The 13005-nt window shown below is 58.7% G+C and carries 13 protein-coding genes; 4 read left to right on the top strand and 9 right to left on the bottom strand.

Annotated elements, in window-relative coordinates:
* Positions 1–143: 143 nt before the first annotated feature.
* Entirely contained in the window at positions 144–1142 is a 999-nt protein-coding gene (locus tag ACR0CR_RS10660) for an asparaginase (protein WP_480598813.1), read from the top strand.
* 3 nt (positions 1143–1145) lie between these two features.
* On the opposite strand, the gene ACR0CR_RS10655 is transcribed toward ACR0CR_RS10660, so the two are convergent.
* The 8 genes from ACR0CR_RS10655 to hutI all read right to left on the bottom strand — a co-directional run bounded on the left by ACR0CR_RS10655 (position 1146) and on the right by hutI (position 8437).
* Positions 1146–1466, bottom strand: coding sequence for a YciI family protein (locus tag ACR0CR_RS10655; protein WP_480598811.1), 321 nt, complete (start codon positions 1464–1466; stop codon positions 1146–1148).
* Between the two features lie 22 nt (positions 1467–1488).
* Positions 1489–1917, bottom strand: coding sequence for an SRPBCC family protein (locus ACR0CR_RS10650; protein WP_480598810.1), 429 nt, complete (start codon positions 1915–1917; stop codon positions 1489–1491).
* The gene (locus tag ACR0CR_RS10645) at positions 1905–2234 is read right to left on the bottom strand and encodes an ArsR/SmtB family transcription factor (protein ID WP_480598808.1); all 330 of its coding nucleotides are present in this window, start codon (positions 2232–2234) and stop codon (positions 1905–1907) included. Before ACR0CR_RS10645 ends, ACR0CR_RS10650 begins: the two co-directional genes overlap by 13 nt.
* 41 nt (positions 2235–2275) lie before the next feature.
* The gene (serB, locus tag ACR0CR_RS10640) at positions 2276–3154 is read right to left on the bottom strand and encodes a phosphoserine phosphatase SerB (protein ID WP_480598806.1); all 879 of its coding nucleotides are present in this window, start codon (positions 3152–3154) and stop codon (positions 2276–2278) included.
* Positions 3155–3223: 69 nt separating this feature from the next.
* Complete coding sequence (gene hutU, locus ACR0CR_RS10635; protein WP_480598805.1) at positions 3224–4906, bottom strand: urocanate hydratase; 1683 nt, start codon at positions 4904–4906, stop codon at positions 3224–3226.
* On the bottom strand, positions 4903–5700 hold the full coding sequence (gene hutG, locus ACR0CR_RS10630) for an N-formylglutamate deformylase (RefSeq protein ID WP_480598803.1): 798 nt from the start codon (positions 5698–5700) through the stop codon (positions 4903–4905). Before hutG ends, hutU begins: the two co-directional genes overlap by 4 nt.
* Positions 5700–7235 (bottom strand): histidine ammonia-lyase, encoded by a 1536-nt coding sequence (gene hutH / locus ACR0CR_RS10625; RefSeq protein ID WP_480598801.1) that lies wholly within the window; start codon positions 7233–7235, stop codon positions 5700–5702. Before hutH ends, hutG begins: the two co-directional genes overlap by 1 nt.
* Positions 7232–8437 (bottom strand): imidazolonepropionase, encoded by a 1206-nt coding sequence (gene hutI / locus ACR0CR_RS10620; protein WP_480598800.1) that lies wholly within the window; start codon positions 8435–8437, stop codon positions 7232–7234. The genes hutH and hutI overlap by 4 nt, the downstream gene beginning before the upstream one ends.
* A 79-nt stretch (positions 8438–8516) precedes the next feature.
* Between hutI and ACR0CR_RS10615 the strand changes: the two genes are divergently transcribed.
* From ACR0CR_RS10615 to ACR0CR_RS10605, 3 genes are all read left to right on the top strand, one after another.
* Positions 8517–9872: a formimidoylglutamate deiminase gene (locus ACR0CR_RS10615; RefSeq protein WP_480598798.1), complete on the top strand. Its 1356-nt coding sequence runs from the start codon at positions 8517–8519 to the stop codon at positions 9870–9872.
* Between the two features lie 20 nt (positions 9873–9892).
* Positions 9893–10597 (top strand): GntR family transcriptional regulator, encoded by a 705-nt coding sequence (locus ACR0CR_RS10610; RefSeq protein ID WP_480598796.1) that lies wholly within the window; start codon positions 9893–9895, stop codon positions 10595–10597.
* A 92-nt stretch (positions 10598–10689) separates the two neighbouring features.
* Positions 10690–12207, top strand: coding sequence for a malonate--CoA ligase (locus ACR0CR_RS10605; RefSeq protein ID WP_480598793.1), 1518 nt, complete (start codon positions 10690–10692; stop codon positions 12205–12207).
* Here ACR0CR_RS10605 and ACR0CR_RS10600 read toward each other — a convergent pair.
* A complete protein-coding gene (locus ACR0CR_RS10600) occupies positions 12194–12931 on the bottom strand; it encodes a metallophosphoesterase family protein (RefSeq protein WP_480598791.1) in 738 nt (245 codons plus the stop codon). The genes ACR0CR_RS10605 and ACR0CR_RS10600 overlap by 14 nt on opposite strands.
* Positions 12932–13005: the final 74 nt, after the last annotated feature.

The raw sequence follows: 13005 nt of genomic DNA, 5'->3' as shown, positions 1-13005 counted from the left end.
CCACCGTGATGGCTTGCGAACCCTGTCGGTTCGTCTGTTAAGTTGCGTATCCCGGTGATTGCCGACATACACACACTAACGCAGGTTTCGCCACAGGCGAAAGGGCGATTGGCAGAATTTTGCGCATGTTACGGAGGGTCGAGATGACGCAGCCAGTACCGATGACCGAACTGTGGCGGGGACCCTTGCTGGAAAGCCTGCATCTTGGGCACGCGGTGATCTGCGATGATACCGGTCAGATCGTCCAAAGCTGGGGCGATCCGAACGCGGTGATCTATCCGCGATCCTCGGCCAAGATGATCCAGGGACTGCCACTGATCACATCCGGAGCCGCCGCGAAATACGGGCTGAATTCCGAGCATCTGGCGCTGGCCTGCGCTTCGCATAACGGCGCGCACATCCATACGGATCGTGTGACCGCGTGGCTGGATCACCTTGGTCTGGCAGAGCCCGATTTGCGCTGCGGCCCGCAGGAACCACAGGACATGGCGGCGCGGGACGGGCTGATTTTGGCCGACGACACGCCCTGCCAGATTCACAATAATTGCTCGGGCAAGCATTGCGGCTTTCTGACCGTGGCGCAGCATATGGGGGCCGGGCCGGAATATCTGGAGATCGACCATCCGGTTCAACAAGCCTGTTTATCGGCCATCGAGGAGACCACCGGTGAAACCAGCCCGGCTTATGGCATCGACGGATGCTCAGCCCCGAATTTTGCCACGTCCCTAGTCGGATTGGCGCGGTCGATGGCTTGGTTTGCCAGCGCCGCGGATCGGTCGGATCGGGCAAGCGATGCGGCCCAACAACTGACGGCCGCGATGATCAAACACCCTGAACTGGTGGCCGGCGAAACCCGCGCCTGCACCGAATTGATGCGCGCCATGGACGGCCGCGCGGCGATCAAGACCGGGGCAGAGGCCGTCTTTGTGGCGATTTTGCCGGAAAAACGCATGGGCGTGGCACTGAAAATCGTTGACGGCACCACCCGGGCCAGCGAATGCGCCATCGCGGCCATCCTGGTAAGCCTCGGCGTGCTGGAGGCCAATCACCCGGCCACCCGCACATTCATGAACGCCACCCAATACAGCCGCCGTGGGCTGGAATGCGGCGTGATCCGCACTGCGCCGGGGTTCCCGGCTTAAGGATTAGGTTTCGAACTCGTGAATCTCAGCCACCTCGACCGAGCCAGAGCCGTTCACCACCATGGGACAGCCTTTGGCCATCTCGGTTGCGGCATCGATCGTGTCGGCCATGACGACGGTAAATCCCGAGGCCGGATTTGCGCCGCCATTGTCCGCAACGCCCGAGTCGCTGACGGTATAGGATTGACCGACAGGATTACCGGGGATTTTCAATGCATCCCCCATCCCACCAAACCACGCGCCCCAGGCGGCCATGGTCGATTCAATCTCTTCCGGTGACTGAGGGGTGCTTCCCCCGTGATAGACAAACAAATATTGGGGCATTTTGCTCCTCCGTGATGAAAAATTATCCCAAAATCGCTTCCAGTTTGCGCAAGCTCGATGTCCAACCTTTGGTGTGGTTCGCCGCGGCTTCGGCGTCGACCAGTTCACGGTGATCCAAAGTCAACCGCGATCCAGTCGCGGAGGCGGTCACCGAGAGCGTTACATGGCTTTCTGCGCCACGCTGATCCTGGTCGTCATGCCAGGCCCAGGTGAACCCAACCGAATTCGGCTTATCAACATGGGTAACGTGACCCGAGACTTTGACACGCCGACCTTCACCGCTTTCCATCACCGAATACCAAGGTCCGGGGCGCGAGAAATCGAGATTGTGTTCCGGCACATGCATCCCTTCGGGGCCCCACCACTGCAACAGTTTCGACCCGTCGCTGATCCACGCGAACAGGTCTTCGGGGCTGATGGGAAATTCCCTCTCCAGTTTCAGGTCGGCCATGAATTCTCTCTTTCGATAAGTTCACCAAGGCGGTCCAGGCTGGTTTCCCAGAACTGCCGTTTCGAAATGGTCCATTCCGCAATCGCACGCAGCCCTTCGGATTGAACGGAGTACATCCGCTGTGTGCCGCGAACACGTTGTTGAACCAGCCCGGCCTCACGCAGAACTTTCAAATGTCGCGAGATCGCGGCACCTGACATGCCTTTGCCTTCAATCAATTCACCTGCGGGCAGTTCACCCTGCTCCATCAACTGCTCGACAATTGAGAAGCGGGTCGAATCGGATAGCGCGGAAAAGGCGGTCAAAAGCGTGTTCATGACTATTATTTAACACAAGTGTTAAATTTAGGAAAGAGCGTCTAAGCGCTTACAAATTCTGAACGGTTAAAGCCCTGAAGGAACAGCAAAGCCGTCAGGTCGCCATGGTTGATGCGAACATCGCATTCTGCAGCGACCGAGGGTTTGGCGTGCAGCGCAACCCCGGTACCTGCGCGACCCAACATGCCAAGGTCATTCGCACCATCACCCACCGCAATCACATCCGATTCCAGCAGACCCAAACGTTCAGTGATCTGTTCCAGCGCGTCCACCTTTGCCTGACGACCTAAGATGGGCCGCTTAACATCCCCGGTCAGCTTGCCGTTTTCAGCGAGCAAGGTATTGGCCCGGTTCTCATCGAACCCCAACTCGGCCCCAACCTTGGCCGTAAACGCAGTGAAACCACCGGAGACCAGCGCGGCGTATCCGTCATGCGCGCGCATTGTTCCGACAAGTTCCTTGCCTCCGGGCATCAAAGTGATGCGCTCTGCCAACACCTTGTCGATCACAGCTTCGTCCAGACCTTTCAGCAGACCGACCCGTTCAATCAAGGCCCCTTCGAAATCCAACTCGCCGTTCATGGCGCGCGCGGTGATGTCCTTGACCCGATCGCCAACCCCCGCCTCATCGGCCAGTTCGTCGATGCATTCCTGCTGGATCATGGTGCTGTCCATATCGGCCAACAGCATCTTTTTGCGCCGTCTTTCAGCGGGTTGAACCACCAGATCGACACCCATCGTTTGCAATTCGGCCCAGACGTCCCACTGATTGTCGGGCGGGCCCGACAGCGAAAACTCTGCCGCTTCATCGGGACTCAGCCACTGCACGTCACCGCCACCCCAGGCATTGCGCAACGACTCGACCAGAGTCTGATCCAGCGCGGTCTTCTCGGGGTTGGTCAAGAGGGTGGCAACGTACATCTTATGTCTCCGGCAAGCTCACTTGCGAGATATCGCAGGTGCAGCATTTTCGCCAGAGGACAGTTGCGGCTAACCCAGGATACCCGGTAACCGAAGCCCATGCGCCCGGGCGCAGTCCTTCGCCGCCTCGTACCCCGCATCCGCATGACGCCACACGCCCGAGGCCGGATCGTTCCACAACACCCGCTCCAACCGCCGCGCAGCGTCCTCGGTCCCGTCCGCGCAGATGACCACGCCTGCATGCTGGCTGAAGCCCATGCCAACACCGCCACCGTGGTGCAGAGATACCCACGTCGCCCCACTCGCTGTATTGATCAGCGCGTTTAGAAGCGGCCAGTCCGAAACCGCGTCCGAACCGTCCAGCATCGCCTCGGTTTCACGGTTCGGGCTGGCGACAGAGCCGCTGTCCAAATGGTCCCGCCCAATCACGACCGGAGCCTTCAGCTCACCATTGGCGACCATTTCATTAAAGGCCAACCCTGCGCGATGCCGATCCCCCAGACCAATCCAGCAGATACGCGCGGGCAGGCCCTGAAATGCGATACGCTCTTGCGCCATGTCCAACCAGCGGTGCAGGTGCTCGTTCTCGGGAAACAGCTCCTTCATCTTGGCGTCGGTCTTGTAGATATCCTCGGGGTCGCCGGACAGGGCGCACCAGCGAAACGGACCGATCCCCTTGCAGAACAACGGTCGGATATAAGCAGGGACGAAACCGGGGAAGGCAAAAGCATTCTCAAGCCCTTCGTCTTGCGCCACCTGACGAATGTTATTGCCATAATCCAGTGTCGGGACGCCCGCGTTCCAGAAATCGACCATCGCAGCGACGTGTTGTTTCATCGACGCCCGCGCCGCATTTTCGACCGATTTAGGGTCTGTTTCTCGCTTCTCGCGCCACTGCGCCATGGTCCAACCTAAAGGCAGATAGCCGTTGATCGGGTCATGCGCACTTGTCTGGTCGGTGACGATATCAGGGCGCATACCGCCTTCGGACATACGGCGGTAAATCTCGGGGAAAATATCTGCCGCGTTACCCAGCAGACCGACGGATTTTGCCTCCCCTGCTTTGGTCCAGCGATCGATCAACGCCAGCGCCTCGTCCAGAGTTTCGGCCTTTTCGTCGAGGTATTTGGTGCGCAGACGAAAATCGATGCTGTCCGGGTTGCACTCAACCGCCAGACAGCTGGCCCCGGCGAAAACGGCTGCTAGGGGTTGTGCGCCACCCATGCCGCCCAGACCGCCAGTCAAAATCCACTTGCCGGTCAGGTCGCCGTCATAATGCTGACGCCCGGCCTCGGCAAAGGTCTCGTAAGTGCCCTGAACGATGCCCTGTGTGCCGATATAGATCCACGAACCAGCGGTCATCTGGCCGTACATCATCAGACCTTTCTTATCGAGTTCGTTGAAATGGTCCCAGGTCGCCCAATGTGGCACGAGGTTCGAATTGGCGATCAGCACACGCGGCGCATCTTTGTGTGTACGAATGATTGCCACGGGTTTGCCGGATTGGACGATCAGGGTTTCGTCCTCCTCCAAATCCTTCAAACCGGCAACAATAGTGTCGAAGTCTTTCCACGTCCGCGCCGCTCGGCCGATGCCGCCATAGACCACCAATTCATGGGGGTTTTCGGCCACGTCCGGATGTAGATTGTTCATCAGCATCCGCAAAGGAGCCTCGGTCAGCCAACTTTTGGCATTCAGGTCCGGACCGGTTGGCGGATAGACGTCTCGGGTGTTCTTGCGAGGGTCGGTCATGGCGTAAGCTCCAATGCAGTGTCTTGGATAGCGTCCAGAATATCGAACAACCAACGGCGCAAGCGGTTGGCTTTGGCGGTGTCATAGCTCCACGGAGCAGCTTCAGCTTTCAGATAGGTCGACTGCGCCAACTCCATCTGAATCGCGTGGAAACCGTCGGAGGGTCGTCCATAATGCCGGGTGGTCCAACCGCCGCGAAACCGACCGTTCAATACGGTGGTGTAGGGCGAAGACGCCGCGAATTCATTAGAAATAGACTCGATTTCTGGTGCGCAGGTCGATCCACCATCCGTCCCGATGTTCAAGTCCGGCAAAGTGCCATCGAACAGAAAGGGAATGCGGCTGCGGATTGAGTGGCAATCAAACAAAATCGCGACCCCATGCTGGGCTTTGACCCGTTCCAACTCTGCTTCCAGCGCGACATGATAGGGTGCGTGATAGGCCTGGCGGCGGGCTTCGACTTCATCTGCCGAGGGTTCCTGACCATCTTGCCAGATCGGTCGACCGTCAAAATCCGTCAACGGAACCAAGGTTGTCGTGTTCTGTCCAGGGTACAGAGAGACCCCACTCGGGTCTCGATTGCAGTCGATCACATAGCGATGGATATGCGATTGAACCACGGTCGCGCCCGGCAAAAGACCCTCATAGAGCCTGTTTATGTGCCAATCCGTGTCACTCAGCGCGCGCCCGGTGGCGTTCAGACGCCCAGCGACATCATCGGGAAGCAGCGTCCCGCCATGTGGCTGACCCAATACAATCGGCCCATCACCTTGCTGGACACTGAACACCTGCATCACGTCAGCCCCGGCATCGGAGCGTTCGCTGCGTCCAAAATTGCCCCTTTGGCAACCAAGCCGCGCACAGATTCTAAATCGGGCGCGAGATACCGGTCTTCGACCAGCGAAGGGATTTCGTCGCGCAGCCGGGCAATCGCGCGCTGCATCGGTGCACTGGTTTTCAGCGGTGCTCGAAATTCAACCCCTTGCGCTGCGCACAGCATTTCGATCCCCAGAATGTAATTCAGGTTCTCGACCATACGCGTCAGACGCCGCGCCCCATGGGCGGCCATGGAAACGTGATCCTCTTGATTGGCCGAGGTTGGCGTGCTGTCGGTCACGCAGGGATTGGCGAGATGTTTGTTCTCGCTCATCAAAGCCGCAGTCGTCACCTCGGCGATCATCAACCCCGAGTTCAGGCCCGGTTCGGGCGTCAGGAACGGCGGCAGATCGAAGCTGAGCGCAGGGTCGACCATCAAGGCGATCCGACGTTGTGCGATGGCACCAATCTCGGACAGGGCCAGCGCAATCATGTCTGCGGCAAAGCCCACCGGTTCTGCATGAAAGTTACCGCCCGATACGATGGCATCCGGGTTGGTCAACACCAGCGGATTGTCGGTGGCGGCATTGGCCTCAATCTCAAGCGTTTCGGCGGCCTGACGGATCACATCCATGGCTGCGCCGGTCACCTGCGGCTGGCACCGGATACAATACGGGTCCTGAACACGAGTATCGCCGTCGCGGTGGCTTTCGCGGATTTCAGATCCCTCCAGCGCCGACCGCATGGCGGCGGCGGCCTCAATCTGCCCCCGATGCCCGCGCAAAGCATGGATTTCCGGCTGCAGTGGCGCGGTCGACCCCATGATCGCATCTGTCGACAAGGCCGAGATCACCAAAGCGTTTTGCGCCGCGCGCCAACCCTCGAATAGGCCAGCCAACGCGTATGCAGTGGAAAACTGCGTGCCGTTGATAAAGGCGAGCCCCTCTTTCGGACCAAGTTGAATAGGCTTTAACCCTGCAGATTTGAGTGCAGCGGCCCCAGGAAGGACGGCGCCATTTACCTCCGCCTCGCCCGCACCGATCACAACGGCGGTCATGTGCGCCAGCGGTGCCAGATCACCTGATGCGCCGACCGAACCCTGCGCCGGGATCACCGGTGTCACGCCGCGCGCCAACATCTGTTGCAGCAACTCAATCAGTTCCCAGCGCACTCCGGATGCCCCGCGCCCAAATGACAAAAGCTTGAGCGTCATCATCAAACGGGTCACGCGACGCGGCACCGCCGGGCCAACGCCGCAGCAATGGCTGAGGATCAGGTTCCGTTGCAGGGTGGATGTATCCTCTGCTGCAATCTTGTGACTTGCGAGCTTTCCAAAGCCCGTATTGACGCCATAGACCGGCTCATCCGCCGCTGCTGCCGCTGCAATGCGCGACGCTGCGGCGTCCACACGGACGCGGCATGATGTATCGAGCGAAATCGTTTTTCCGCTCCAATACACATCTGAAAGCTGCGCCAGCGTTACCTCACCCGGCACCAATATGTCCGAGGTCATTCCGCCTCTCCGAAGATACGTTCGTGAAGGGGATTGAACCCGATCCGATAGGACAACTCAGCCGGGTGAGTGACGTCCCAGACGGCCAGATCCGCGCGCAGACCGGCGGCAATTTGTCCTGTGTCGTGTAGTCCAAGCGCGCGCGCGGCATTGCGGGTGACGCCTGCCAAAGCCTCTTCGGGTGTCAGGCGGAACAGGGTGCAGGCCATGTTCAGTGTCAGCAACACTGACGTCAGCGGTGAAGACCCCGGATTGCAATCGGTTGCCAGCGCCATGGGTACACCATTGGCCCGCAGCCCCTCGACCGGAGGGATTTTGGTTTCGCGCAGGGTGTAAAATGCACCGGGCAAAAGAACGGCAACCGTTCCGGCCTTTGCCATGGCCAGAATCCCGGCCTCGTCCAGGTATTCGATGTGATCCGCCGACAAAGCCCCATACGCGGCCGCCAGTTGCGCGCCGCCCAGATTGGATAATTGCTCGGCGTGCAGCTTCACAGGCAGGCCTAGACCCTGGGCCTCGTCAAATACGCGCGCGATCTGATCTGGGGTGAACGCGATCCCCTCGCAGAATCCATCAACCGCATCTACCAGACCCTCGGCATGGGCAGCACGCAAGGTTGGCAGGCAAATTTCATCAATATACGCGTCGGCGCGATCTGCGCATTCCGGCGGAACAGCATGTGCGCCCAGATAGCTTGTTTTGACCCTAACAGGCCTCTTTTGCGCGATCTGACGCGCGACGCGCAGCATCCGAAGCTCAGTTTCCGTGTCCAGCCCATAGCCAGACTTGACCTCGACGCAGGAGACCCCCTCGGCTATCAGAGCGTCAACACGGCCCAAGGCACTGGCCAACAACGCGCTTTCCGACGCGGCGCGCGTGGCGATGACGGTCGATAGAATACCCCCACCTGCCCTTGCAACCTCTTCATACGTCGCGCCGTTCAGCCGCATCTCGAACTCTGCAGCCCGATTGCCGCCAAAGACCACATGGGTATGGGCGTCAATCAATGCGGGGGTCATGAGCCGATCGCCGAAATCCCGGCGTGGGCAATCCGCAAACCGGTCAGGCAGATCGCTTTGACTGCCAACCCAGAGAATCGCGTGGTCTTCCAGAACCACCGCGCCGTGATTGATCAAGCCATAGGGTGCGCCTGCGCCCATCGTCGCGATCTGATTGCAAAAAAGAACGCTGGTGTCCGACATCTCGAATCTTTTGTTTTCCCTTTGAGTGAATTTTACGTATACGGTTAATGATATAAAGTCTACACAAACCAGGCTCCCGATGACACTGCATGCCAAAACCGCCTTGATAGGCTCTGACTGGGTCCAGAATTTGCGCCTGGAGTTTCAAGCCGGGCGGATCAGTGCTGTGCAATCAGGAACCGGACCACTGCCCGGCGACACTCGCGTCGATACTCTGCTGCCTGCAGTGGCGAACCTGCACAGCCACAGCTTTCAACGGGCCATGGCCGGAATGACCGAGACGCGAATGGCCGGACGCGAGAGTTTCTGGACCTGGCGCAAGCTGATGTATCGGTTTCTGGACCGCCTGACCCCTGACCATATCGAAGCCATCGCCGCCCTGACCTTCATGGAGATGCAGGAGGCCGGGTATGCCTCGGTCGGTGAGTTTCACTATGTCCATCACCAACCGAATGGCGCGCGATACGATGACCGTTCAGAACTCAGCCAGCGTATATTCGCCGCAGCAGATCAGACAGGCATCGGACTGACGCACTTACCGGTGCTTTATACTTACGGCGGCGTTGCGCAGCAGCCGCTTTCCGGCGGTCAGCTTAGGTTTGGCAATTCGGTCGACACTTTCCTGCAGCTTGTCGAAGAATGCCGTCCGAACCTTCCCCACACGGACTCGGTCCTTGGTGTCGCGCCGCATTCGCTGCGGGCGACGTCACCGGCGGATCTGAGCCAATTACTTGCAGAAGCATCAACCGGCCCGATCCACATACACATCGCCGAGCAAGAGCAGGAAGTTGACGATGTTGCTGCGGCGCTCGGCCAACGTCCTGTCTCATGGCTGCTGCACAACGCCAATGTCGACCAGCGATGGTGCCTGATCCACGCGACCCACATGAACGCCGAGGAAACCCTTGGATTGGCGCAATCCGGTGCTGTTGCGGGCCTGTGCCCGATTACCGAAGCCAATCTGGGTGACGGTATTTTCAACGGGGCTGACTTTGTTGACCACGGGGGTGCCTATGGCATCGGATCAGACTCTAATATTCGGATTTCCCTGACTGAAGAATTGCGCATGTTGGAGTACTCACAGCGATTGCGAGATCGAACGCGTGCGGTTCTGACCCCGTCAGAAGGGTCCGTCGGGCAAGCCATCTACACCGCCGCGGCCAAAGGCGGGGCGCAAGCCCTTGGGCGTGAATCCGGTGAGATTGCAGTTGGGAAGCTAGCCGATCTGGTTGCCATCGACCGAACGCACCCGTCGCTATGTGCGTTGCGCGACGATCAACTGCTCGACGGGCTGGTCTTTGCCGCACCCGACACTCTGGTGACAGACGTCTGGTCCGCCGGACGACATATGGTCCGTGACGGGCGTCATGTCGCGCGCGATCAGATCGTACCCGCCTATCGGAAAGCGATGCACGATCTGCTGAACGACATTTAGAAGAAGCCCTCTGAGACCCAATGGCCCAAACCACCGAGACCACAAGCTACAAAGACATCAAGCAGACCGTTTTGCAGCGCATCCGCTCGGGCCAATGGCAGCCGGATACTCTGCTGCCGAACGAAGAAGAATTGGCCGTTGAGTTTTCCTGTACACGTACGACAGTGAACCGAGCCCTGCGAGAACTGGCGGACGAGGGGTTTCTGGAACGGCGGCGCAAGGCCGGAACCCGCGTTCTGAGCGCCCCGCAAAGGCAGGCGCGCTTCACCATCCCACTGGTTCGCGAAGAGGTTGAGGCCACCGGTGGCACCTATCGCTATGCTCTGGTCTCTGCCGAAGTTCAGTCCGCGCCCGAGTGGCTGAGCGCGCGTCTTCAATTGCGCGCCGGGCAAAAGGTTATGCATGTGCGGTGCATGCACTTTTCCGGCAATACCCCGTTCCAATACGAAGACCGTTGGATCGTCGTTGCCAGTGTTCCCGTCGTCGAACAGGCCGATTTTTCGAGCATCGGACCAAATGAGTGGCTGATCCGAACGGTACCATTCACGAATGTCGAACTGGCCTTTCTGGCAAGCCGAGCGGATGCGACGGTTGCGGAGTTTCTGGACGTTCCCGAAGGCGAACCCGTCTTTACCGCTGAACGTATCACTTGGTTGCAGGGACAGCCCGTGACATTTGCCAAGATGTATTTCGCGGCTGGGTATCGTATGACCACGCAATTCTGACCTTTGGCAGTCTTTTCCGCGCGCAAAGGCTTTACCCTTTCGAAAATACGAGACAGGTTCGAGGCTGTGATCCACCCCCGAGGACATTTGCGATGGGCAACCCGCTTTACGACCAGCTCTTTGGCATTCATGCAGGCAAGGCGACACCGTTTTTGCATTTGCAGGACGGAACAACCCTGACCCATGCGGAATTTCTGGACATGGCCGCCCGCATCGCAAACGCGCTGACCGGGATGGACCTTGAACCCGGGGACCGTGTGGCCGTTCAGGTCGAAAAATCCCCCGAGGCGCTGGCGCTTTATGCGGCCTGCGCCCAAACGGGGCTGATTTTCCTGCCGCTCAACACGGCTTACACGACCAACGAACTGGCCTATTTCATCGAGAACAGCGAAGCCTCGCTGATCGTTTGCGACGCTGCGAATGAGGATGGTCTGACCCCGATCGCGCAGGCCCAGAACGCGCGGTTGGCAACTCTGAATGCCGACGGATCAGGCAGTCTGATGCGCCGCGCCCTTGGGATGTTGCCCGCGTTTGAACCGGTTCGGCGAACGCAGGATGATCTTGCGGCGTTTCTTTACACCTCGGGGACGACAGGACGGTCCAAAGGGGCGATGCTGACACAAGGTAACCTGCTGTCAAACGCGCAAACACTGGTTCAGCAATGGCGCTTTACAAAAGACGACGTCTTGCTGCATGCCCTTCCGATCTTTCACACGCATGGGCTGTTCGTCGCGACCAACGTTGTTTTGGCGTCAGGCGGATCAATGATCTTTCTGCAGAAGTTCGATCTCGACGCCATCCTACGACTGATGCCCGAGGCCACATCGCTGATGGGCGTCCCCACATTCTACCCGCGATTGCTGGGCGATGATCGCTTTACCGGCGATTTGGCGCAACATATGCGGCTGTTCATCTCTGGCTCGGCCCCGCTGCTGGCGGAAACACATGAGCGGTTTGAAGCACGGACCGGTCACCGCATCCTTGAACGCTATGGCATGACCGAGACCAATATGAACACCTCGAACCCTTATGACGGAGAACGCCGCGCTGGGACGGTTGGGTTTCCCTTGCCTGATGTCGAGTTAAAGGTGACCGATCCGGACACAGGTGAAGATTTGGCACAAGGTGAAATTGGAATGATCGAGGTGCGCGGTCCGAACGTCTTTCAGGGCTATTGGCAAATGCCCGAGAAAACCGCGGCCGAACTGCGTGAAGACGGGTTCTTCATCACTGGCGATCTGGGGCGCGTGGACGAGGACGGCTATGTTCATATCGTCGGACGTGGCAAGGACCTGATCATATCGGGCGGGTACAATATCTATCCCAAGGAAATTGAGCTGGTTCTGGACGATCAACCCGGTGTTCTGGAAAGCGCTGTTATCGGCGTACCTCATCCCGATTTCGGAGAGGCGGTGCTGGCCATCCTGGTACCCGCGCCAAATCAAACACCGGATCTAAGCGCAATAGAGATCGCAGTGCAGCAAGAGCTCGCCCGTTTCAAACACCCGCGCGAGCTGATCCTAGTCGATGAATTGCCGCGCAACACGATGGGAAAAGTGCAAAAGAACGTTCTTCGGGACAGTTACGGCGACCGGTTCAAAACCGAGTAGACCGCAACGGAACGCGTCCCTTTTCCGTCAGAACCCAGCAGTCTCGCCCCTCGAACACAGCCGCCGTCAGCGGGCGGCCATATCCGGCCCCGGAATCCAGATTCACGCGATTACCGCAATGTTCGGGACGATCGACCGGGGTGTGTCCATGTACGACCAGCCAGGGATAGGGCTTATAGGCTTCCAGGAATTCCTGACGTATCCAGACCATGTCATCTTCGGTCTGCTGCTCCAAAGGAATCCCTGGCCTTAGACCGGCATGGACAAACAACAATTCACCTTCCTGATGATAAATCGGCAGGTCATTGAGGAAGTCCAGATGTTCCTTCGGCACGGCGGCGCGTGCGTGTTCATGGACCTGATAGATCCGATCAGACTTTGTCACTGATAGACCGTAGGATGACAGCGTTTCTATTCCACCAATCCGGTCGTGCAACCAGTGCAAGTCGATCGGCAAGCGGGCGTCATTCAGCGGATAGTCCTGCATGAACAACGTAAACATCCGGTCGTGGTTACCCTTGATCGGGACCCAGTTCCGGCCCGCGCGCTTTCCATCAATCAGAAGATCGAGCACGCCCCGACTGTTCGGCCCGCGATCGGTGTAATCACCCAGAAAAACGATGCGCGCATCCGGGCCACCATCGGCTTCGATGCGGGCAAGGGCGTCCTTCAGCATGTCAATCTGCCCGTGGATATCACCGATGGCATAGATAGGGGCTGTCATGGCGCAACCTTTTTCATTGGTTTCGCATGTCTTGTGCCGCGAAAACCCAAGGAACGAAAGAGAACGCCCGCACC

The organism is Ruegeria sp. AM2, assembly GCF_056540685.1.
The sequence above is the reverse complement of the archived record's forward strand: the minus strand, read 5'-3'. Positions and strand labels throughout refer to the sequence as shown.